The organism is Leifsonia sp. TF02-11 (assembly GCF_017565305.1).
Taxonomy (GTDB): domain Bacteria; phylum Actinomycetota; class Actinomycetes; order Actinomycetales; family Microbacteriaceae; genus Leifsonia.
The window spans coordinates 1-20,755 of record NZ_JAGEKP010000004.1 but is presented as its reverse complement, the minus strand read 5'-3'; the positions used below and the strand labels follow the sequence as shown (position 1 = coordinate 20,755).

Genomic DNA, 20,755 nt, shown 5'->3' with positions numbered 1-20,755 from the left:
GAAGGAGGCCCCGGTCGATCGACCGGGGCCTCCTTCTCGCTCTGCGGGTGATCAGAGCCGATGCGACGAGCTCAGACCGAGCGGATCGCCACGACGGCGTTGTGACCGCCGAATCCGAACGAGTTGCTGATGGCGAGCTGCGGCCCATCACCGAGCGGCTGCGGCTCGCCGGAGACCTTCAGCGGGATTGCCGGGTCCATCTCGGTGATGTTGATGGTCGGCGGCGCGACGCGGTCGCGCAGCGCGAAGATGGTGAACACCGCCTCCAGGGCACCGGTGCCGCCCAGCAGGTGACCGGTCGACGCCTTGGTGGCCGAGACGGGGATGTCGTGCACACGCTCGCCGAACACCTCGCGCAGGGCGACGTACTCGGACGGGTCGCCGACGGGCGTGCTCGTCGCGTGCGCGTTGATGTGCGTGACCTCGTCCGGCGAGGCGCCGGCCTGCTCGAGAGCCATCCGCACGGCACGGCTTGCGCCGCGGCCCTCCGGGTCGTTCGCGGTGATGTGGTAGGAGTCGGCGGTCACGCCGCCGCCGACGATCTCCGCGTAGATGTGCGCACCTCGGGCGAGCGCGTGCTCCTCGGTCTCGAGGACCAGGCTTGCGGCGCCCTCGCCCATGACGAAGCCGTCACGGTCGATGCTGTACGGACGGGAAGCGGTCGCCGGGTCGTCGTTGCGACGCGAGAGCGCCTGCATCGAGGCGAACGACGCGATGGTGATCGGGTGGATCGCCGACTCGGTTCCTCCCGCGATGACCACATCGGCGAGGCCGGCCTGGAGGTGCTCGTAGGCGTTGACGAGGGACTCGGTGCTCGACGCGCACGCCGAGGCGACCGTGCGCGCGAACGCGCGGGCCTCGAAGTGCATCGAGACGGCGGCGGAGGCCGCGTTGGGCATGAGCATCGGAACCGTCATCGGCAGGACGCGGCGAGGGCCGCGCTCACGCAGCGTGTCCCACGCGTCGAGGAGGGTCCAGACTCCGCCGATGCCGGTCGCGTAGTCGACGCCCAGACGCTCGGGGGCGACCTCCGGCGAGCCGGCGTCGGCCCAGGCCTCCATCGCGGAGACGAGTGCGAACTGGCTGGACGGGTCGAGGCGCTTGGCGACCGGGCGCTCGAGGACGGTGTCGGGGCGCACGAGCGCCTCCGCTGCGAAGGTGACAGGCAGCTCGAGCTCGGCCACCCAGTCGTGGGTGAGGCTGCGGGCGCCCGACTTCCCGGCCAGCAGGCCGGCCCAGCTCTCCGGGGCGGTGCCACCGAGCGGGGAGGATGCACCCACGCCGGTGACGACGATCTTCTTGGTCATAACGGCAACTCCGGGTAGTAGGTACGACGGTGCAGCGCGCACAGCGCTGCCGCCAGCACGGGCGGAACCCCGGGGGAGGACCGCCCGCGCGGAGGAAGTTTCTTCGTGCGGTGCTTAGGCGTCCTGCGCCTTGACGATGAACTCGACGGCGTCGCCGACGGTCTTGAGGTTCTTGACCTCTTCGTCCGGGATCTTGACGTCGAACTTGTCCTCGGCGTTGACCACGATGGTCATCATCGAGATCGAGTCGATGTCGAGGTCGTCGGTGAACGACTTGTCCAGCTCAACCGTGTCGGTCGCGATGCCGGTCTCGTCGTTGATGAGCTCGGCCAGGCCGGCAAGAACTTCTTCGGTGGACAATGCCATGGTGTTATCTCCTTGAGGGGTGTCGTTTTGACCGTTGATCAGTCTAGGGCAGGCCCTAGGGGAGCACGACGACCTGCGCGCCGAAGACCAGACCGGCACCGAAGCCGATCTGGAGGGCGAGGCCGCCGGACAACTCGGGGTGCTCCTGCAGGAGCCGGTGCGTCGCCAAGGGGATCGAGGCGGCCGACGTGTTGCCCGTCGTCTCGATGTCACGGGCGATCGCCACGGTCTCCGGCAGTTTGAGCTGCTTGGCGAACTCGTCGACGATGCGCATGTTCGCCTGATGCGGGATGAAGGCGGCGAGCTGGTCGGGCGTCACGCCCGCGGCGTCGAGCGCCTGCTTGGCGACCTTGGCCATCTCCCAGACGGCCCAGCGGAAGACCGTCTGGCCGTCCTGCCGGAGCGTCGGCCACGGCGCCTCGCCGTCGCGGAACTCGGTCAGCGTGTTGCCCATGCCGACCGCGCCCGCCTTGGAGCCGTCCGATCCCCAGATCGTTTTCGCGATGCCGGGGTACTCGCTCGGGCCGATCACCACGGCCCCCGCGCCGTCGCCCAGCAGGAACGAGATGGTGCGGTCGGTCGGGTCGACGACGTCCGAGAGCTTCTCGGCGCCGACGACGAGTGCGTAGTGCGCTTGGCCGGTGCGGATGAGCGCGTCGGCCTGGGCGACGGCGTACGCGTAGCCCGCGCAGGCCGCGTTCATGTCGTAGGCGGCCGCCGGGTTCGCGCCGACGTTGTCGGCGAGCACGGCGGCCAGCGACGGGGTCTGCTGCGGGTTCGAGATGGTGGCGACGATCACGGCGTCGATCAGCTTCGGGTCGACGCCCGACTTCTCGATGGCCTCCTTCGACGCGGCGGTCGCGAGGTCGACGGCCCCGACGTCGTGGCTGGCGCGGGTGCGCGTGATGATCCCGGTGCGCTGGCGGATCCACTCGTCCGACGAGTCGATCGGGCCGACCAGGTCGTCATTGGGGACGATCAGGTCGCCGCGGGCGGCGCCGATGGAGAGGATGCGCGTGTACTGCGGGCCGTGGGACTGCTGCAGAGTGGGGTGGGTCATCGGGTTCTCTCCTAGGCGGCCTGGTCGATGAGGTCGAAAGCGGCGGGCAGGTCGTCCGGCGTCTTGACGGCGACGGCGGGCACGCCCTTGAGGCCGCGCTTGGCGAGTCCCACGAGGGCGCCGGCCGGGGCCACTTCGATGATGCCGGTCACGCCGGCGTCCTGGAAGGCCTGCATGTCGAGGTCCCAGCGGACCGGCGACGAGACCTGACCCACCAGCAGGCGGAGGAACTCGGCGCCGTCGGTGACCTCCGACCCGTCTTTGTTCGTCCAGAGCCGGAGGGTCGGGTCGTTCGTGGTCAGCGTGGCGGCGAAGGCCTCGAGCGCGGGCACGGCGGGCGCCATGTAGCGCGTGTGGAAGGCGCCGGCGACCTGGAGCGGGATGACGCGCGAGCGGGCGGGAGGCTGCTCGGCCAGGGCCGCGAGCGCATCGAGGTCGCCCGCGACGACGATCTGGCCGCCGCCGTTGTAGTTGGCGGGGGAGAGCCCGAGCGTGTCGAGGGTCGCGAGCAGCTCGGCCTCGTCTGCGCCGATCACGGCGCTCATGCCGGTGCGGACCTGGGACGCGGCCGCGGCCATCGCGACCCCGCGCTCGCGCACGAACGCGACGGCGTCCGTCTCGGAGAGCACACCGGCGCCGGCGGCGGCGGTCAGCTCGCCCACCGAGTGCCCGGCGATGCCGCCGATCCGCTCGCGACGGCCGTCGGCGAGGAGTGCGGAGAGCGTCAGCAGCCCGGCGGAGACGATGAGCGGCTGCGCCACCGCGGTGTCGCGGATGGTGTCCGCGTCGCTCACGGTTCCATGGGCGACCAGGTCGATGCCGACGGCGTCGGAGATGCCGGTGAGCTGGTCGCGGAACGACGCTTCGGTGAGCCACGGGTCGAGGAAGCCGGGGGTCTGGGAGCCCTGTCCCGGGCACACGATGACGATCACGGGTTCAAGTCTGCCAATCTTCCGCGGAGCGGATGTGTCGGATCGATACGAACTATTGGTGGATGCTTTGTGAATGTCTACAATACGACGCGTCAGTGCCGTCGCGGAGCGTCCGGCTCGTTGATCGAACCGACGATGAGCGCCGCCTGGAGGATCAGCGCCTCCCTGGCTCCCGTCGCGTCCCAGCCGATGACCTCCGACACGCGCTTGAGGCGGTACCGCACGGTGTTGGGGTGCACGAACAACTCCCGCGCGGTCGCCTCCAGAGACCGACCGTTGTCGAGGTAGCACCACAGCGTGGTGAGCAGTTCGGTCGAGTAGCCCTGCAGCGGCCGGTAGATGCGGCTGATGAGGGTGGCCCGCGCGAGACCGTCGCCGGCGAGCGCCCGTTCGGGCAGCAGATCGTCGGCGTGCACCGGGCGCGGGCAGTTGCGCCACGCCTTCGCCACCGCGAACCCGGCCAGGGCCGCCTTGGCGCTCTTGGACGCGTCGACCAGGCTCGCGACCTCGTGCCCGAGGACGAGGTGCCCCGGGCCGAATCCCGGTTCCAGCTGCTGGGCGATCTCGAGGAAGCTGATGATCGGCGCCGTGCCGATGGCGTCCTCCGCGCTGCCGTCGCTCGGGACGGCGCGACCGATGACGAGCACCAGTCTGCTGCCCTGCACCCCGATCAGCACATCGGCCGACATGTGCCGCGCCGTGCGGCGCAACTGGTCGACGTCGAGCATCTTGGGCGCTGTGCCGACGAGCACGCTGACCTCGCCGTGACCGTGCCAGCCGAGCGCGGCGATCCGGCTCGGCAGCTCGTCGTCGTACTCCCCGGTGAGGATGCTGTCGACGACCAGCGCCTCCAGTCGCGCGTCCCACAGGCCGCGCGCTTCGGCGGCGCGGGCGTAGACATCCGCGGCGGCGAAGGCGATCTCACGCGAGTAGAGGAGGATGGCCTCCTTCAGCGCCTCGTTGCCCCCGCTCTTCACCCGCTCCTCGACCACCTCGACCGTGATCTTGATGAGCTGCAGGGTCTGCTGCAGGCTGACGCTCCGGAGCAGCTCACGAGGAGCCGCCCCGAAGACGTCGGCCGCGATCCAGGGTGTCGAGCGCGGGTCGTCGAACCACGAGATGAACGACGAGATGCCCGCCTGGGCGACGAGGCCGACCGCGCTGCGGCGGCCGGGGGGCATGTCCCGGTACCAGGGGAGCGTGTCCTCCAGCCGCTTCAGCGTGGTCGTGGCGAGTTCGCCCGAGATCTTGCGCAACCACGCAAGTGTCTCGGACTTCGTCCTTTCCGGTGTCGTCGGCACGGGCCCGCGGTCTAGGACTCGCCGCCCGCGGTACCGGTGGTCCCGGCGTTCACGTCGTGCAGCAGGTACTTCTCGATCGCCCAGGCCGGCGCGTTCGGGTCGACCTTGCCCTGCGCCGCGAGCAGCTCCAGGGTGCGGACGACCATCGACGGGCCGTCGATCTTGAAGAACCGGCGTGCGGCGGCGCGGGTGTCCGAGAACCCGAAGTCGTCGGCGCCCAGCGTCGCGTACTCGCCAGGGATGAACTGCCGGATCTGGTCGGGCACGGCGTGCATGTAGTCGGTCACGGCGACGAACGGGCCCTCTGCGCCCTGCAGCTTGCGGGTGACGTACGGCACCTGCTTCTCCTGCTGCGGGTAGAGGAAGTTGTGCTCCTCCGCCTTGAGACCGTCGCGGCGCAGCTCGCCCCACGAGGTGACGCTCCAGACGTCAGCCGACACGCCCCAGTCCTGCGCGAGCAGGTGCTGGGCCTCGAGCGCCCACGGCACCGAGACACCCGACGCGAGCAGCTGTGCCTTGGGGCCCTGGCCCTCGCCGTCGCGGAGCTTGTAGATGCCGCGGACGATGCCGTCCACGTCCACGTTCTCCGGCTCGGCCGGCTGCACGATCGGCTCGTTGTAGACCGTCAGGTAGTACATGACGTTCGGCTCGGGGTGCGACTCGCCGTACATCCGCTCGAGGCCGGAACGGACGATGTGCCCGATCTCGTAGCCGTACGCCGGGTCGTACGAGACGACGGCCGGGTTCGTGTTCGACAAAACGAGGGAGTGTCCGTCGGCGTGCTGGAGGCCCTCGCCCGTCAGCGTGGTGCGGCCGGCGGTCGCGCCGATCATGAAACCGCGCGCCATCTGGTCGCCGGCAGCCCACATGGCGTCGCCCGTGCGCTGGAAGCCGAACATCGAGTAGAAGACGTAGACCGGGATGAGCGGCTCGCCTTGCGTCGAGTACGACGTGCCGACGTTGGTGAACGCCGCGAGGGCGCCCGCCTCGTTGATGCCGACGTGGATGATCTGGCCCTGCGGGCTCTCCTTGTAGGCCAGGAGCAGCTCACGGTCGACCGACGTGTAGTGCTGGCCGTTCGGGTTGTAGATCTTCGCGTTCGGGAAGAAGGCGTCCATGCCGAAGGTGCGCGCCTCGTCCGGGATGATCGGGACGATGCGGTGACCGAAGTCCTTCGCACGCAGCAGGTCCTTCAGCAGCCGGACGAACGCCATGGTGGTGGCGATCTCCTGCGTGCCGGAGCCCTTCTTGGCGATGGCGTACGCCGAGTCGTCAGGGAGGTTCAGCGGCGTGTACTTCACGCGGCGCTCCGGGACGTAGCCGCCGAGCGCTGCACGGCGCTCGTGCAGGTACCGGATGGCCTCGTCCTGCGGCCCCGGGTTGTAGTACGGGGGCAGGTACGGGTTCTCTTCGAGCTGCGCGTCGGTGATCGGGATGCGCATCGCGTCGCGGAACGTCTTGAGGTTGTCCAGCGTCATCTTCTTCATCTGGTGGGTCGCGTTGCGGCCCTCGAACGACGGACCGAGGCCGTAGCCCTTGATGGTCTTCGCGATGATGACGGTGGGCTGGCCCTTGTGCTCGACGGCCGCCTTGAAGGCCGCGTAGACCTTGCGGTAGTCGTGACCGCCGCGCTTGAGGTTCCAGACCTCGTCGTCGGTGTAGTCCTTGACCAGCTCGAGCGTGCGCGGGTCACGGCCGAAGAAGTTCTCGCGCACGTAGGCGCCGTTCTCGGTCTTGTAGGTCTGGTAGTCGCCGTCGGGCGTCTGGTTCATCAGGTTGACCAGCGCGCCGTCGGTGTCGCGGGCGAGCAGGTCGTCCCACTCGCGGCCCCAGATGACCTTGATGACGTTCCAGCCCGCGCCCCGGAAGTAGCTCTCCAGCTCCTGGATGATCTTGCCGTTGCCGCGAACGGGACCATCGAGGCGCTGGAGGTTCGCGTTGATCACGAACGTCAGGTTGTCGAGCTTCTCGTTGGCCGCGACCTGCAGCTGGCCGCGCGACTCGACCTCGTCCATCTCGCCGTCGCCCAGGAACGCCCAGACGTGCTGGTCGGAGGCGTCCTTGATGCCGCGGTTGGTGAGGTACTTGTTGAGCTGCGCCTGGTAGATGGCGTTGATCGGCCCGAGGCCCATCGACACCGTCGGGAACTGCCAGAAGCCGGGCATGAGCCGCGGGTGCGGGTACGACGAGAGGCCGCCGCCCGCGTGCGACTTCTCCTGGCGGAAGCCGTCGAGCTGGTCGGCGCTGAGCCGGCCCTCGAGGAACGCCCGCGCGTAGGTGCCGGGGGAGGCGTGCCCCTGGACGAAGATCTGGTCGCCGCCGCCGGGGTGGTCCTGGCCGCGGAAGAAGTGGTTGAAGCCGACCTCGTAGAGGGCCGCGCTCGACGCGTACGTCGAGATGTGGCCGCCGACGGCGATGCCGGGGCGCTGCGCGCGGTGCACCAGGATGGCCGCGTTCCAGCGGATCCACGCCCGGTAGCGGCGCTCGATCTCCTCGTCGCCGGGGAAGTCCGGCTCGTTCTCGGGGGAGATGGTATTGATGTAGTCGGTGGTCGGCACCATCGGCACGCCGAGGTGCAGTTCCTTCGAGCGCTTCAGCAGGCTCAGCATGATCTCGCGAGCGCGCTCATGGCCGTGTGCCGCAACCAGTGCATCGAGGGATTCACGCCACTCGGCGGTCTCCTCGGGGTCCGAATCGATGTTATTCACCGAGTACGGGTCCTGGTCGTTTACAGTCACCCTCGACCTCTTTCTTGTGTCGGACGGATCGTGGAAGGCGCGCATCCGCTGGTCGGGTCACGACGTATTGCGGGCACCATCGTTCAGCCTAGCCGCAAGTCGAGGCACCCGGTGACCGTGCGGAAGACGGGGGCACTGTTGGACCGCACCGCGACCGGGTCTATGCTGTGTCCTCGTGCGCCGGCGGCAGAAACGGTCCCCTGCGCGCGGAAAGGACACCGTCTCATGGCTCTGGAGAACGACACCCAGGCACCCGACTTCGAGCTGCTCGACCAGCACGGCCGATCGGTCCGGCTGAGCGACTTCCGCGGATCGAAGGCCGTCGCGCTCGTCTTCTTCCCTCTGGCCTTCTCCGGCACCTGCACCGGCGAGCTGTGCGCCCTCCGCGACAACCTGGCCATGTTCCAGGACCACCGCGTCGAGCTGCTCGCGATCTCCGTCGACTCCAAATACACGCTGCGCGCGTGGGCGGAGCAGGAGGGCTACGACTTCAGCCTCCTCGCGGACTTCTGGCCGCACGGCGAGACCGCCAAGGAGTACGGCGTCTTCCTCGCAGAGAAGGGCTTCGCGAACCGCGCGACCTTCCTCATCGACGAGTCGGGCATCATCCGCGCCTCGTTCATCACGGCACCGGGGGAGGCCCGCTCTATCGAGGCCTATCGCGCCGCGCTCGAACTCCTGCCCGCGCACGTCTGACCCGCCCGCATCCACACGGCCCACCCGGTAGGGTTGGTCGCACGGGCCTTTAGCTCAGCTGGTAGAGCGCCACGTTTACACCGTGGATGTCGTCGGTTCGATCCCGGCAGGGCCCACCGTTCTACAGGCGATGTCGTCGGTTCGACGCAGCGCCGGACGCAGGGCCCACAACGTCTTCCCCCGCTTTCGCTAGACTCCCGCACATGCCCGAGGGTCCGTACCGCTGGTTCGTGGTGGCGGAGTTGGTGCTCGCGGCCGTCACGTTCGTCGCCCTGCTGTTCGTGGTGGCACCGTACGGCGGCCGCCATGGCCGTTCCGGCTGGGGACCGACGGTGCCGGCACGGGTCGGCTGGATCGTAATGGAAGCGCCCGCCAGCCTGGCCTTCCTGGCCTTCTACCTGCTCGGCGCCCACCGGGCCGACGTCGTGCCGCTCCTGTTCCTCCTGCTCTGGCAGGCGCACTACGTGCAGCGGGCGTTCGTCTACCCGTTCCTCATGCGCTCCGGCTCTCGGATGCCCGTGCTGGTGATGCTGCTGGCGATCCTGTTCAACCTGCTCAACGCGTGGGTGAATGCCCGATGGATCTCGGAGTACGGCGACTACCCGTCGAGCTGGCTGACGGACGCGCGCTTCTGGTTCGGCCTCGTGCTCTTCGCCGGCGGGTACGCGCTCAACGTCGGCTCCGATCGCATCCTTCGACGGCTGCGTAAGGGCGGCACCGGCTACCGCGTGCCGTACGGCGGCGGCTTCCGCTACGTGTCGAGCCCGAACTACCTCGGCGAGATCGTCGAGTGGACGGGCTGGGCGATCGCGACCTGGTCGGTCGCCGGCCTCGCGTTCGCGCTTTACACCGTCGCGAACCTCGCGCCGCGCGCCGTCGCCAACCACCGCTGGTATCGCGAGACGTTCCCCGACTATCCGCCCGAGCGACGGGCGTTGGTGCCCTACATCATCTGAACCGTCGCGATGTCGGCGGTCGACCCTAGCGTTGCCGTGTGAAGAGCGGGGTGAGGTGACCGAGAACGTCGCCCAGTGGTGGGCGCGCCGCCAGTGGTCGAAAGATCTGACAGTGCCCTACGCCGTGGGCACGTACCGCGCCGACTGGCAGCGCTTTCCCGCGCTGGTACGGCAGTTCCACCCCGAGCTGAACGCGGGCGTCGTGCTCAGTCAGATCCCACCCGCAGCCGATGTCTACGTGCAGTGGGAGTGCGACGCGGGGCACCGGTTCATCGCGACACCGCAGGAGCAGCGTTCGAGACCGGGAGGCACCCGGCGGCGCTCAGCCTGGTGCCCGTGGTGCGCCGAGCTCGCGGCTCCGAGCCGGATCCGCGCGGCTCAGCCCGACGCCGGCACCCATCCGTGCGGGCACGCGCGGGATCCGCGCCGCATCGAGAACGACCCCGACGACGACCGCTGCTACCTCTGCCGTCGCCTGGACCGCACCGCGATGAGCCGTGAACAACTGGTCGCGCTCGCGACTCCGGGTTCGCGGGCGGCGCTCTCGCGCGAGAACGGAACAGCCACCAGGTACTCGTGGCAGTGCTCTGACGGCCATCCGGCCTACACGGCGACGGTCGAGCGGATTCTCGGCGGTCGTCGCTGCCCGGTCTGCCGGAACGCGCGCGGTGGGGCCGCCCGTGTCGCCGTCGGCGAGGCGTTCCGGAGCGAACGGGCGCCGAAACCGGCGTCGGCGGCGGAGCCGGAACTCCGGAGGCGCATCGCCCAGCGGCTCGATGTCGACCTCGACTGCACGGCGGTCCGGGTCGCCCGTCCGTTCCACGACCAGCTGGAGGTCTGGCCGGACATCATCATCCCGGAGCTGCGGGTCGCGATCGAGTACGACACGATCGGTCGGTACGGGCTCGAGCACGTCGGCCCGCGCGAGACGTCCGACCGCCGCAAAGACCGTCTGCTGCGCGCCGTCGGATGGGAGGTCGTTCGCGTGCGATGCCGCCCGCTGTCCCTGCTCGGACCGTACGACGTCGAGGCATCCGGCGTGACGGACGCGGTCGTCGAACGCCTCCTGTCGCGCCTGGGGGAGATCAGGGGTGATTTGATCGTGGACGCCTATCGTCGCTGAGGCTCACAGCGCAGAGCGGACCCGGTCATGGAGACCATGGCGCTCTAGTGTTTCCGCATCGACTCCGGGCGTCGTCGGCGACGCCCGCCAGACTCCAGGAGGACGCCGTGTCCCATCCCCGTCCCGACGAACCGGGCGACACCGCAGAGCCGACGAACGTCACGGCGCACGCCTCGCACCCTCCGATCCCTGACGCGGGACCGGTGATCGTCGGCGTCCATCTCGGCCAGCCGATCGACGTCCTCCTCCATGCCGCCCGACTCGCCGTCGAACTCGGCCGCGACCTCGTCTGCGCGTACGTCGCGGCCGAGGTCGTCTCCACCGGTTGGGATCGGCCGGAGCATTTCGAGGTGGCGCTGGACTTCGAGGACGGCTCGTCGGAGGACGACCTGGCGCCCGAGCTGATCGCCGCGATCCGCGCTGCCGTGACCGAACTCCCCGTGAGCCCGCAGTGGACCATCCGCGTGCTCTCGGGCGATGTCGCCGACGAGCTCGCCGAACTCGCCCACGAGACCGAGGCCCGGCTGATCGTCGTCGGCGGGAGGAGGCGCGGGTTCGACCGGGTGCTCGATCACTTCACCGGCGGCTCCGTCTCCTCGCGGCTGGCGCACGATCAGCTGCGCCCGCTCATCGTCGTGCCCGATCCCGGCCACCATCGCGGGCCGGACCGCGGCCTCCTCGAGCTCCCGACGGCCGCGCCGGCTCAGAACCCGAGCTGACCCTCCCGCGCTCCCCGGCCGCTGAGTAGCCTGTGAGGGAGAGCGGGCGCGCTCCGGGTCCGCACGAAGGAGATCCCACGATGGCAGCCATCCTCAATCCGTACATCAACTTCCGCAGGCAGGCCAGGGAGGCGATGGACTTCTACCAGTCGGTCTTCGGGGGCACCCTCCAGCAGAGCACCTTCGCGGAGTTCGGCATGAGCCAGGATCCGGAGGACGCCGACCTGATCATGCACTCGCAGCTGACGACCGACGCCGGCTTCACGCTCATGGCCGCGGACGTCCCCGCGCACATGGAGTTGAAGGAGGGCTCGCAGATCTCCGTCTCGTTGAGCGGCGACGACGAGGCGCAGCTCTCCGGCTATTACGACAAGCTGGTGGACGGAGGCACCGTCCTCGAACCACTTTCCAAGGCGCCATGGGGGGACAGCTTCGGGATGCTGGTCGACCGCTACGGCGTGCAATGGCTCGTCAACATCGCCGGCTCCGGTCCATCGGCCTGAGGCGGCATCGGCCGCCTGCGCGATCATGAGCGCTGCGGCAATGCGGCGTGCCGTCATCGTCGGCGTCCATCCGGACCAGAGCGTCGCGGTGGTGGTGGAGGCTGCACGGCTGGCCGACGCGCTCGGCCGGCCGCTGGTCTGTGCCTACGTCACCGAGGACAGCTACCTCACCGAGTGGGATCGCGCCGAGGTGCGCGAGCAGGCCTCCCTCCATCCCGCCGACACGGCCTCCGCCGAAGCGGGCGTCGCCCGCGAACTGGCCGCGGCGATCGCGACGGCCCTCGCCTCCGTCGATGGGCTGGCAGACCCGGACTGGACGCTGCGAATCCTCGCCGGCGACCCCGGCAAGGCTCTCGCGCGGATCGGGGAGGAACTCGACGCCCGCCTCCTCGTCGTCGGAACACGAGGACGGGGAGTGGAGCCCGCGCTCGAGGAGTGGCTCGGCGGTTCGGTCGCCGCCCATCTCGCGCGAGACCAGGTGCGGCCCGTCGTCGTCGTCCCGACGCACGGGATCGCCGACGACAGGCTCGCGCCGCCGCGCTGACGCCGGCTCCTCCGTATCAGCGCGCTCAGGCCGCCAGTGCGCCGAGCCAGGGCAGGGGGTCGATCGCCGCGGCGCCGTTCGGACGCACTTCGAAGTGCAGGTGCGCGCCGGTGGAGGTGCCCGTGCTTCCGACCGCGGCGATCGTGTCGCCGACCACGACGCTCTGGCCGGGCGCGACTCGCACCGAGCCCGCCGCGAGGTGGCAGTAGACCGTGGTGATCTTCTGCCCGCGCATGACGTGGTCGATCGCGATGGTGACGCCGCAGCCGCCGCGGTCCTCCGATACGACCGCGCTGACCACACCGGTGGCCGCCGTGCGAACGGGCTCACCGAGCCGCGCGGCGAAGTCGACGCCCTGATGATCGGTCGACGCGCCCTCGGTCGGAGACTCCCGGTGACCGAACCCGTCGGAGACGGTGGCCCCCAGCACCGGCCAGACGACCGTCGGGGGCACGAGAACGCTCCCGAGCTCGCGGGCGATGCCGAACACCGCGCCGTCTCCGTCCGCGCCGACGATGAGATCCTGCGCTGCCAGGCTCGCCGATGACGTCGAGACCCGGGCGGGCTCGGCAGCCGCGGGCGTCACCGTGACTGTGAGCGTGGAGGTGGCGGCGAGGCCGAGCACCAGGCCGGTGGCGGTGAGGGTGTGGGAGAACGGCGTGAATCGGAGCACGGGTGGGCCTCGTTTCGATGCGGTGGGGAGAATACGGCGGAACGGGTATTCCGCACTACAAGTGTCACATATCACCATGGGTAAACCCTGTGCGAACGACAGCGCCCACCCATTCCCAGGGGAGTGGTCCGCGCGTTATGGTGCTCCCGGATCGAGCCGATCGGTCCGGAGAGGTGGACGTCATGTGTCGATGGCTCGCATACTCGGGGGAGGCCCTCAAGCCTGCCGTCCTGATCCTGGACGCACAGCATTCGCTCGTCGCCCAATCGCTGAACTCGCCGCTGGGAGCGGAGACCGTGAACGGTGACGGCTTCGGTTTCGGCTGGTATCCGGAAGGGTCGAAGAAGGGCGACGCTCCCGCCCTGTTCCACTCCATCGAGCCGGCCTGGCACGACGAGAACCTGCGGGAGCTGACGAACTCGGTCGCAAGCCCGTTGTTCTTCGGCCATGTGCGCGCGGCCGGCGGACCGCCGATCCAGCAGACCAACTGCCACCCGTTCCGTCACGAGAACTGGATGTTCATGCACAATGGCTTCCTCGACGGCTTCAGCGCGATGAAGCGCGACCTGGTGTTCTCGGTCGACGAGTCGCTGTTCCCGCTGATCCATGGCACGACGGACTCGGAGGTGTTCTTCTACCTCGCGCTCTCGCTGGGCTTGCAGGACGATCCGATCGCCGCGATGGGCGCGGCGGTACGGCGCGTCGAGGAGGTCGGCCAGTCGAAGGGGATCCGGTTCCCGATGCAGGGCACGCTCGCGCTGTCGGACGGAGAGACGCTCTGGGCGTTCCGCTATTCCACGGCACACCGCAGCCGGAGCCTCTACCACTCGGTCGCCATCCCGGAGCTGCGGGAGATGTATCCCGACGCCGCCCGGCTGGACGTGTTCGGCGACAAAGCGAAGGTGGTCGTGTCCGAGCCCCTCAACGACCTCCCCGGCGCCTTCGTCGAGGTGGAGGAGTCGACGGTCGCGATCCTCAACGACGACGGATACCACCACGAGGCGTTCCTGGCCTCGGATGACTGAAGACACAAGCGGGGGCGAGGACTGAGACCCTCGGATGGGAGCGTGCGGCGGCGCGATCGGGAGAGTAGATCGTGAACGCTGACTTCTCGGACGCCCAATGGGTCGCGCTGTCGTTCGTCTTCCTCGGCATCGCGCTGCTGGTCGGAACGCTCGTCCGGCGATACGCGGGGTTCCTGCGCGCCCTCTACATCCCGGTGAGCGTCATCGCCGGCTTCCTCATCCTCCTGCTCGGCCCGCAGGTGCTGGGCGCGCTCACCGGGACGGCCGGCATCATGCCGGCACCGATCGCCGACGTGCTCTCGCGCCTCCCCGGCCTGATGATCAACATCGTCTTCGCGGGAGTCATGCTGGGCAAGCGGCTCCCGTCGGTGCGCACGTTCTGGCGCGAGTCGGCGCCGCACTTCATCCTCGGCAGCGTGTTCTCGTTCGGCCAGTTCGCCCTCGGTGCACTCGCGGTCGCGTTCGTGCTGAAGCCGTTCTTCGGACTGCCCGACGCGGCCGGCTCCATCCTGGAGCTGTCGTTCGCGGGCGGCCACGGAACGATCGCCGGCATGGGGGAGATCCTGAACAGTGCGGGCGCACCGGAGGTGGTCGACATCGGGCTCGGGCTGGCGACCATCAGCATGATCACCGGCGTCGTCGGCGGCTCGATCCTCGTCAACTACGCCATCCGCAGCCCGCGCATCTCCGTTGCCAGGACGGCGCACGTGCATCCCGCGCGCGACGCAGAGCACTTCGTCGCCCCGAACAGCGGCGACACGAACCCTGCCGATATCGGCCTCGGCTCGATCAGCAGGAGCTTCGGGGCGATCGCCCTCGCCATCGCGCTGGGGCTGCTCATCCTCGAGCTGTTGCGATTCGGCGCGAACGCGCTCGGGTCCGCCCTTTTCGACGACTTCCCGCTGTTCCCGTTCACCGTCATCGGCGGGTTCGTGGTGCAATTGCTGCTCAGCGCGACGGGCAAGGAGGAGCTCGTCGAGCGTCGCACGGTGAACGACATCACCACGCTCGCCCTCGACATCCTGATCGCTGCGGCCATCGGGACGATGTCGCTCGCGGCGCTCGGGGCGAACGTCCCGAGCCTGATCATCCTCACGGTGATCGCGTTCGCGTGGAGCGTCGTCGGGATGCTGTGGCTCGGTCCGCGCATCCATCGAGTCGACTGGTTCGAGCACGCCGTCGCCGACTACGGGCAGTCGCAGGGGAACGTCGCAACGGGCTTCATCCTCGCCGACATGGCGGATCCGGACCGCACGACCGCCGCCGCGCGCGCATACGGCTACAAGCAGCTCACCTACGAGCCGATCCTGGGCGGTGGTGTCCTGACGGCCTTGAGCGTGCCGATCATCCTGCAGATCGGGTCGGCGTGGTTCGGCCTCGCCAGCCTGATCGTCACGGCGGGGCTGATCCTGTGGGGGATCCTTCGCGGGCGACGCACGGGCCCACCCGGGGGATGACAACACGTACCCATATGGGTATATGATCGTCGCATGGCACGAGCAGCGACGACCTCCGATGTCTTCAACGCGATCGCCGAGCCGCGGCGTCGGGAGATCCTGACGCTGTTGCGCACGGGCGAGCGACCGGTGGCGCAACTGGCGCTGGAGCTCGGGCTGCCGCAGCCGGGGGCCTCCAAGCATCTGCGGGTGCTGCGGGAGGTCGGCCTGGTGCGCGATCGCCGGGAAGGTAAGCAGCGGGTCTACGGACTCGACGCCGGCGGCCTCCGCGCGGTGCACGAGTGGACGGGCGGTTTCGAGCGGTTCTGGAACGAGAGTTTCGACCGCCTCGACGCGTACGTGCAGGAACTGAAGCAAGAACGACACGGGGAGCAGTGAGAGATGAGTACGACGGATCAGGCATCGACAGCGCCCGGCGCGACGACCGACAGGGAGATCGTCATCTCCCGTCGCATCGACGCCCCGCGGGAGCTGGTGTTCGAGGCGTTCACCGAGGCGCGACACCTGGCGCACTGGTGGGGGCCGGAGGGGTTCACCACGACGACGGAGGCGTTCGAGTTCCGCGTCGGCGGTGAGTGGGTCTTCGCGATGCGCGGACCGGACGGCACCGACTACTCGGAGTGGATCGTGTGGACCGCGATCGACCGTCCCGAACGGATCACCTTCCGCCATGGCGCGTTCCGCGACGACCCCGATGCGTTCGAGTCGGCGATCACCTTCGATCAGGACGGCGACGCCACCGTGCTCGAAATGCGCACGGTCTTCCCGACGCGCGAACAGCGCGACGAAGCCGTGCACACGTACCATGCCGTCGAGGCCGGCGGGCAGACGCTCGCGCACCTGGCCGGCTATGTCGCCGACGTTCTGAGCCAGGAGGTGGGGGAGCGATGAGCGGCCTGGTCTACTTCGCCGTCTCGATGTCGCTCGACGGCTACATCGCACCCGACTCCCCGGACGAGCTGATGGGGAAGCAGTGGATGGAACTGCAGCACTGGGTCTTCTCCACGGAGTTCTTCCGCTCGAACCTGAAGCTCGGCTCGGGCGGCGAGACCGGGCCGGACGACGACATCGCACGAGCGACCTTCGAGCGGACCGGCACCAGCGTGATGGGCAAGCGGATGTTCGACGCCGGCGAGCAGATGTGGCCGGAGGAGGCACCCTTCCACACGCCCGTGTACGTGGTGACGCACGAACGACGAGACCCCTGGCAGCGTCCGGGCGGCACAGAGTTCCACTTCGTTAACGACGGCATCGAGGGCGCGCTCGAGCTGGCGCGCGCGGCGGCAGGGGAGCGCGACGTCCGGATCTCCGGAGGCGGTGACACGATCCTGCAGTACCTGAACGCCGGCCTGATCGACGAGTTCACGGTGTCGCTCGCCCCGGTGCTGTTCGGCGCAGGCGTGAGGCTGTTCGAGGGGGTGGACGCTTCCCGGATCGCGCTGGAGCAGCGCGAGGTGGTTCCGACCAAGCGGGCGACGCATCTGACGTATGCGGTGCGGCAGCGGTAGGTCGGCCTCCGCGGACGAGTGACGCGGAGCTGTGAGAATGGCCGGATGGACAGCGTCTTCATCAACGGAACTGTTGGCGCGGGCAAGTCGACGCTGGCCGACGCGCTGAGCGCTGCCGAGCCGCTTCCGCACGCGGTGATCGACCTGGACGCGATCCGGCGGCTGAGCCCACCGCCGCAGGGGGATCCCTTCGCGCACGAGCTCGAACTGCAGAACCTCCGTGCCTTCGCCGCCAACTACCGCGCGGCCGGAGCGCGGCGGTTCATCCTCGCCGGCGTCATCGAGGACCCGGGGGAGACCGCACGGTACGTCGACGCGCTGGGAGCGAGCGGCCTGTTGCTCGTCCGGCTGACTGCACGGCCGGAAATCCTGTCGGGACGGCTGCGGGCACGCCATCGCGACGACCCGGCCGACCTGCAGTGGCATCTCGAGCGGGTGGGGGAGCTCACGGCCATCCTCGACCGCTTCGAGGGCCACGACCTCGTGCTCGACTCCTCGAACGCCGCGCCGGGCGATCTCGTGCGGGCGGTGCGGCTGGCGGCGGGGTGGGAGGCGTAGGGCGATTCCTGGAAAATACTCAAGTGACAGAAAAAACTGTCATTTGGGTCAACTCAGGGGTAGAGTGCTTCGTATGACCACGCTCGAGGACCGCCTCGCCTACGCGGAACGCGTAGCCACGGTCTGGGCGGCTCGCTATCGGGTGGCCCCGGTGACCGGGCGCATCGCCGGCTACCTGTACGTGTGCGATCCTCCCGCGCAGACCATCGACGAGCTCGCCGCGGCGCTGCAGGCGAGTCGCACGGCGATCGTCGCCGGCGTCCAGCTGCTGGAGTCTCGCGGACTCGTGCGGCGGCAGCGCGCGGCGGGGGAGCGGGCCGACCGCGTGGGCATCGTGTTCGACGAGACGCGCGGCTTCGACCCCGCCCCATATCGGGAGGCCGCAGAGCTGGCCTCCGCAGGGCTCGCGCTGGTCGGCGACGGCGGCGTTGAGCAACGCGAGCTGCTTGCCCGCACGGCGTCGCTCAACGCCTACCTGGCGGCGCGGCTGCCGGAGCTTCTCGAGGAGTGGCGGCACACGCAGGAGGAATGGGCATGACTGAGGAACCCCGATCGACGGTCCTGGCGGACGGACGGACGCTCGGCTGGCACGAGTACGGCACGCCGGAGGGCCGCCCGTGTCTCTTCATCCCCGGATCGTCGAGCTCCGGCCTCGCGGGCGCCCCGCTCCAGGAGGCGGCGGAACGTACCGGGATCCGCCTGATCTCGCTCGACCGCCCAGGGCTGGGACTCTCGGACCGCGCGCCGGACCGGCCCCTCGCGGACTGGCCCGCGGACGTCATCGAGCTGCTCGACGAGCTCGGGATCGACCGGATCGGCCTGCTCGGCCACTCGGCCGGCGGCGCGTTCGTCCTCGCAGCAGCGCAGCAACTCGGCAGCCGGGCTTCGGCGGTCGTCGTCTGCGCCGGGTCGGGTCCGTACGCCGAGGCGTGGTACCGCGACGCGTCCGCGCAGACCGCGACCTCACGCGTCTACTACGCGGTTGCGCGCCGCACGCCCCGCCTCTTCGGCGCTCTGCTGAGTTCGAGCACGGCGCGGACACCGGCGGCGATCGACCGCACGCTCGCGCTGATCTCCCGCGGATCCTCGCCCGACGCCGAGTTCGCGCGCACCCACCCCGACGAAACCCGTCAGGCCCTCGCGGCAGTGGCCGACGGCTTCCGCGGCGGAAACCGCGGCCCGGTCGACGACGCTCGCGCCGTCTGCCAGGCGTGGGGCTTCCGCGTGGAGGACGTGTCGACGCCCGTCGTCTGGTGGCACGGCGAACAGGACGGCAACGTGAAGCCGTCGGCCGGGCGGGTCATGGTCGAGCACCTCCCGAACGCGACGGCGCATCTCGTCGACGGAGGCCACACGCTGCTATTCGCGGAACCGGATCCGATACTGGCTGCGTTCGCGTAGGCGGGGGATGTTCGCGGTTGGAACAAACCAAGACCGGTCCGCCGACAATTGCGGATGCAAACGGATTCAAGCGAATGGTGCTCAAACAGGGCAGCGCACGAACCAGAGGAAGCGAAGCGATGGCGTGGCGGTTCCGGACGGGGGCGCCCTGGCGGGATATACCGGAGCGGTTCGGGAAGTGGAACATGGTGGGGGAGTTATGCGTGGATGCATTGAGAAGTAGGCCGAATCCGATGCCGCTTCGTCTCTTCAACACGGCGTATCGTGTCCTCGCTGCCGCAAGCATTGTGCTCGGAGTTGGGGCACTGCTATTCGCTCCGCTTCGCGCGGGACTAATCGGTGTGATCCTTGCGCTGGTCGGCATGGCGCTGTGGTTCTCGTTGGTGATTGTTGCGCTTGTCTTCTGGCGAGCACGATCGTTTGCTCCGTCCTTGTACGGAACCGCGCTGAACAAGGCGATGCGACGAAGAATGGCTTCGTTGGATGCTCGAACAAAGGTTGCCGGCCTGATCATTCTGCCTTTTGTGGTGGGCTTTATTGTTCTCGACATCAACGCCGGAAAGCCGGCTCCTTACGGTGTTTCGGCGTGGGGTGGCTACGCGTTTGCACTTGTGATCTCGTTCTTTGTCGCAGTCGTCGCGCCAGTAGCGACGCACCACGACGCGACATCGGAAGGCCCCACCCTGAATCGGTAGCACACATGACGAGTGGACATGGGTTTGACGGTGAGCGGTAGGACCAAAGTGCGCTTGTTGCGCAAATCCAATGTCGCCTATTCAACCGTCACCGCTGTGTGCGTTCTGTTGGCGATGATGGTTGCGGCGCGATCGAAGTGTTTGGTCATGATCCTGCCGCAGTAGCTGAGCGGCGGGGTTGGTGGGGTCGAGCCCTGCAATGTCATCAGGAAAGGCCAGACCAGGAGCCATCCTTCGTGGCACGCAAAACGACCCCAGGCGGAAGGCCCGACCTTTACCGTCGCAGTCAAAATACCCAGTCAGTGCCAACATCGGCGGCACCCAGGCTGGATTATCAGGGGCGGATGCGCCTGCAATCCCGCTAATACAATCGAGACGAGTGGTGTGGGTGCGTATTCGTGAGTTGCGTATTCACTGTGGATAATGACCCGTTGTGACGTCTTTGAATTGGCTGGCTCGATACCGGGCTGGCGAGGGGGCGCAGGTGTGGGTTGAGCTCCGGCAGCTTGGGACGGCAGTGCGTGGGGGAGCCGCCGAGGATGAGGCTCGTGCTGTGTGCGATGAGATGGCGGCGCGCGCGAGGTTCAATATCGAAGCAATCGTTGAGCGTTTGACTGCTCAGGGGTTTGTCTTTCATTCGAACGACGATGACCGCGCTCTCGTTGTGCCATTTCGTCCGGCTGGCCCGCGAGGGGCCGAGGCTGCCGGTTGGTTGGAGTCTGAGCTGGGGCCGATTCCGCTCGTGATCGAGTCGTGGATGCGTCTGGTTGGAGATGTCTGGTTCGTAGGTAGCCATCCGGAGTGGGACGAGGCGGCTGAGGCGGATCCGTTCGTCATCGAGCTGGAGGGAGGGAGGTATGCGAACGTGCGGATCGAGGACTATTGGGCGAGCGAGTATGAGGCGTGGAAGGAGCGCGTCGCCGAAGACGCGACGGCCGAGCGCTTCGTCCTGCCTGTGGCGCCCGATCGCCTCCATAAGTCGAACGTGAGTGGCGGAGAGCCTTATGGTGTTCGGCTTCCCGATGCGTGTGCGGACGGCGTGTTCGTGGCCGAAGCCGAGGTGTCCTTTGTGGCGTATCTCAACCAGGTCTTTGCGAACGGAGGGTTCCCAGCTCAGACCGGCGGAGCGAATGAGGCGGAGATCAAACGTTCACTCGCTGCGGGGCTGTTGGGAGCCTGACCCGGTTTCCCGG

At 68.7% G+C, this 20,755-nt stretch carries 23 protein-coding genes and 1 tRNA gene; 17 read left to right on the top strand and 7 right to left on the bottom strand.

Translation table 11 applies throughout. The annotated features are described in order from the left end of the window. Positions 1-71: 71 nt before the first annotated feature. From JNB50_RS05970 to aceE, 6 genes are all read right to left on the bottom strand, one after another. The gene (locus tag JNB50_RS05970; RefSeq protein ID WP_208039220.1) at positions 72-1,307 is read right to left on the bottom strand and encodes a beta-ketoacyl synthase; all 1,236 of its coding nucleotides are present in this window, start codon (positions 1,305-1,307) and stop codon (positions 72-74) included. A gap of 114 nt (positions 1,308-1,421) precedes the next feature. Next, the gene (locus tag JNB50_RS05965) at positions 1,422-1,673 is read right to left on the bottom strand and encodes an acyl carrier protein (protein ID WP_021765217.1); all 252 of its coding nucleotides are present in this window, start codon (positions 1,671-1,673) and stop codon (positions 1,422-1,424) included. Positions 1,674-1,728: 55 nt separating this feature from the next. Next, a complete protein-coding gene (locus tag JNB50_RS05960; protein WP_208039219.1) occupies positions 1,729-2,733 on the bottom strand; it encodes a beta-ketoacyl-ACP synthase III in 1,005 nt (334 codons plus the stop codon). Positions 2,734-2,744: 11 nt separating this feature from the next. Continuing rightward, on the bottom strand, positions 2,745-3,665 hold the full coding sequence (locus JNB50_RS05955) for an ACP S-malonyltransferase (RefSeq protein ID WP_208039218.1): 921 nt from the start codon (positions 3,663-3,665) through the stop codon (positions 2,745-2,747). 92 nt (positions 3,666-3,757) lie between these two features. Next, positions 3,758-4,966, bottom strand: coding sequence for a CdaR family transcriptional regulator (locus JNB50_RS05950; RefSeq protein ID WP_208039217.1), 1,209 nt, complete (start codon positions 4,964-4,966; stop codon positions 3,758-3,760). A gap of 11 nt (positions 4,967-4,977) precedes the next feature. Beyond that, a complete protein-coding gene (gene aceE / locus JNB50_RS05945; protein WP_208039216.1) occupies positions 4,978-7,704 on the bottom strand; it encodes a pyruvate dehydrogenase (acetyl-transferring), homodimeric type in 2,727 nt (908 codons plus the stop codon). A 225-nt stretch (positions 7,705-7,929) separates the two neighbouring features. Here aceE and JNB50_RS05940 point away from each other — a divergent pair, with 225 nt between their 5' ends. From JNB50_RS05940 to JNB50_RS05910, 7 genes are all read left to right on the top strand, one after another. Then, a complete protein-coding gene (locus JNB50_RS05940) occupies positions 7,930-8,400 on the top strand; it encodes a peroxiredoxin (RefSeq protein WP_208039215.1) in 471 nt (156 codons plus the stop codon). Positions 8,401-8,443: 43 nt separating this feature from the next. After that, positions 8,444-8,516 (top strand) — tRNA-Val (locus tag JNB50_RS05935). 87 nt (positions 8,517-8,603) lie between these two features. Continuing rightward, positions 8,604-9,356, top strand: a complete 753-nt coding sequence (locus JNB50_RS05930) for a methyltransferase (protein ID WP_208039214.1) — start codon at positions 8,604-8,606, stop codon at positions 9,354-9,356. A gap of 55 nt (positions 9,357-9,411) precedes the next feature. Further along, positions 9,412-10,479 (top strand): hypothetical protein, encoded by a 1,068-nt coding sequence (locus tag JNB50_RS05925; RefSeq protein WP_208039213.1) that lies wholly within the window; start codon positions 9,412-9,414, stop codon positions 10,477-10,479. 107 nt (positions 10,480-10,586) lie between these two features. Beyond that, positions 10,587-11,198, top strand: coding sequence for a universal stress protein (locus JNB50_RS05920; RefSeq protein ID WP_208039212.1), 612 nt, complete (start codon positions 10,587-10,589; stop codon positions 11,196-11,198). Between the two features lie 80 nt (positions 11,199-11,278). Further along, positions 11,279-11,701, top strand: a complete 423-nt coding sequence (locus JNB50_RS05915) for a VOC family protein (RefSeq protein WP_208039211.1) — start codon at positions 11,279-11,281, stop codon at positions 11,699-11,701. Between the two features lie 25 nt (positions 11,702-11,726). Then, complete coding sequence (locus tag JNB50_RS05910; protein WP_208039210.1) at positions 11,727-12,245, top strand: universal stress protein; 519 nt, start codon at positions 11,727-11,729, stop codon at positions 12,243-12,245. Between the two features lie 25 nt (positions 12,246-12,270). On the opposite strand, the gene JNB50_RS05905 is transcribed toward JNB50_RS05910, so the two are convergent. Beyond that, positions 12,271-12,918 carry a M23 family metallopeptidase gene (locus JNB50_RS05905; RefSeq protein ID WP_208039209.1) on the bottom strand — a complete coding sequence of 216 codons (648 nt, stop codon included), beginning with the start codon at positions 12,916-12,918 and terminating at the stop codon, positions 12,271-12,273. Between the two features lie 182 nt (positions 12,919-13,100). Here JNB50_RS05905 and JNB50_RS05900 point away from each other — a divergent pair, with 182 nt between their 5' ends. From JNB50_RS05900 to JNB50_RS05855, 10 genes are all read left to right on the top strand, one after another. Then, complete coding sequence (locus JNB50_RS05900; protein WP_208039208.1) at positions 13,101-13,943, top strand: class II glutamine amidotransferase; 843 nt, start codon at positions 13,101-13,103, stop codon at positions 13,941-13,943. Positions 13,944-14,014: 71 nt separating this feature from the next. Continuing rightward, positions 14,015-15,400, top strand: a complete 1,386-nt coding sequence (locus tag JNB50_RS05895) for a sodium/glutamate symporter (protein ID WP_208039207.1) — start codon at positions 14,015-14,017, stop codon at positions 15,398-15,400. Positions 15,401-15,433: 33 nt separating this feature from the next. Further along, positions 15,434-15,778, top strand: a complete 345-nt coding sequence (locus tag JNB50_RS05890; RefSeq protein ID WP_208039206.1) for a helix-turn-helix transcriptional regulator — start codon at positions 15,434-15,436, stop codon at positions 15,776-15,778. A gap of 3 nt (positions 15,779-15,781) precedes the next feature. Next, on the top strand, positions 15,782-16,291 hold the full coding sequence (locus tag JNB50_RS05885) for an SRPBCC family protein (RefSeq protein ID WP_208039205.1): 510 nt from the start codon (positions 15,782-15,784) through the stop codon (positions 16,289-16,291). Continuing rightward, positions 16,288-16,908: a dihydrofolate reductase family protein gene (locus tag JNB50_RS05880; protein WP_208039204.1), complete on the top strand. Its 621-nt coding sequence runs from the start codon at positions 16,288-16,290 to the stop codon at positions 16,906-16,908. The genes JNB50_RS05885 and JNB50_RS05880 overlap by 4 nt, the downstream gene beginning before the upstream one ends. Positions 16,909-16,953: 45 nt before the next feature. Continuing rightward, positions 16,954-17,466 (top strand): AAA family ATPase, encoded by a 513-nt coding sequence (locus JNB50_RS05875; RefSeq protein WP_208039203.1) that lies wholly within the window; start codon positions 16,954-16,956, stop codon positions 17,464-17,466. 73 nt (positions 17,467-17,539) lie between these two features. Next, on the top strand, positions 17,540-18,004 hold the full coding sequence (locus JNB50_RS05870; protein WP_208039202.1) for a GbsR/MarR family transcriptional regulator: 465 nt from the start codon (positions 17,540-17,542) through the stop codon (positions 18,002-18,004). After that, complete coding sequence (locus JNB50_RS05865; RefSeq protein ID WP_208039201.1) at positions 18,001-18,867, top strand: alpha/beta fold hydrolase; 867 nt, start codon at positions 18,001-18,003, stop codon at positions 18,865-18,867. Before JNB50_RS05870 ends, JNB50_RS05865 begins: the two co-directional genes overlap by 4 nt. Positions 18,868-18,941: 74 nt before the next feature. Further along, entirely contained in the window at positions 18,942-19,562 is a 621-nt protein-coding gene (locus JNB50_RS05860; RefSeq protein ID WP_208039200.1) for a transposase, read from the top strand. A gap of 553 nt (positions 19,563-20,115) precedes the next feature. Then, positions 20,116-20,742, top strand: a complete 627-nt coding sequence (locus JNB50_RS05855) for a hypothetical protein (protein WP_208039199.1) — start codon at positions 20,116-20,118, stop codon at positions 20,740-20,742. Positions 20,743-20,755: the final 13 nt, after the last annotated feature.

What these genes read in the sequence shown, in the direction of transcription:
- JNB50_RS05875 (WP_208039203.1), top strand. Translation starts at nt 16,954, where the DNA reads ATGGACAGCGTCTTCATCAACGGAACTGTTGGCGCGGGCAAGTCGACG.
- JNB50_RS05940 (WP_208039215.1), top strand. Translation starts at nt 7,930, where the DNA reads ATGGCTCTGGAGAACGACACCCAGGCACCCGACTTCGAGCTGCTCGAC.
- JNB50_RS05970 (WP_208039220.1), bottom strand. Translation starts at nt 1,307, where the DNA reads ATGACCAAGAAGATCGTCGTCACCGGCGTGGGTGCATCCTCCCCGCTC.
- JNB50_RS05885 (WP_208039205.1), top strand. Translation starts at nt 15,782, where the DNA reads ATGAGTACGACGGATCAGGCATCGACAGCGCCCGGCGCGACGACCGAC.
- JNB50_RS05960 (WP_208039219.1), bottom strand. Translation starts at nt 2,733, where the DNA reads ATGACCCACCCCACTCTGCAGCAGTCCCACGGCCCGCAGTACACGCGC.
- JNB50_RS05870 (WP_208039202.1), top strand. Translation starts at nt 17,540, where the DNA reads ATGACCACGCTCGAGGACCGCCTCGCCTACGCGGAACGCGTAGCCACG.
- JNB50_RS05900 (WP_208039208.1), top strand. Translation starts at nt 13,101, where the DNA reads ATGTGTCGATGGCTCGCATACTCGGGGGAGGCCCTCAAGCCTGCCGTC.
- JNB50_RS05860 (WP_208039200.1), top strand. Translation starts at nt 18,942, where the DNA reads ATGGTGCTCAAACAGGGCAGCGCACGAACCAGAGGAAGCGAAGCGATG.
- JNB50_RS05880 (WP_208039204.1), top strand. Translation starts at nt 16,288, where the DNA reads ATGAGCGGCCTGGTCTACTTCGCCGTCTCGATGTCGCTCGACGGCTAC.
- JNB50_RS05930 (WP_208039214.1), top strand. Translation starts at nt 8,604, where the DNA reads ATGCCCGAGGGTCCGTACCGCTGGTTCGTGGTGGCGGAGTTGGTGCTC.
- JNB50_RS05890 (WP_208039206.1), top strand. Translation starts at nt 15,434, where the DNA reads ATGGCACGAGCAGCGACGACCTCCGATGTCTTCAACGCGATCGCCGAG.
- JNB50_RS05915 (WP_208039211.1), top strand. Translation starts at nt 11,279, where the DNA reads ATGGCAGCCATCCTCAATCCGTACATCAACTTCCGCAGGCAGGCCAGG.
- JNB50_RS05965 (WP_021765217.1), bottom strand. Translation starts at nt 1,673, where the DNA reads ATGGCATTGTCCACCGAAGAAGTTCTTGCCGGCCTGGCCGAGCTCATC.
- JNB50_RS05910 (WP_208039210.1), top strand. Translation starts at nt 11,727, where the DNA reads ATGAGCGCTGCGGCAATGCGGCGTGCCGTCATCGTCGGCGTCCATCCG.
- JNB50_RS05865 (WP_208039201.1), top strand. Translation starts at nt 18,001, where the DNA reads ATGACTGAGGAACCCCGATCGACGGTCCTGGCGGACGGACGGACGCTC.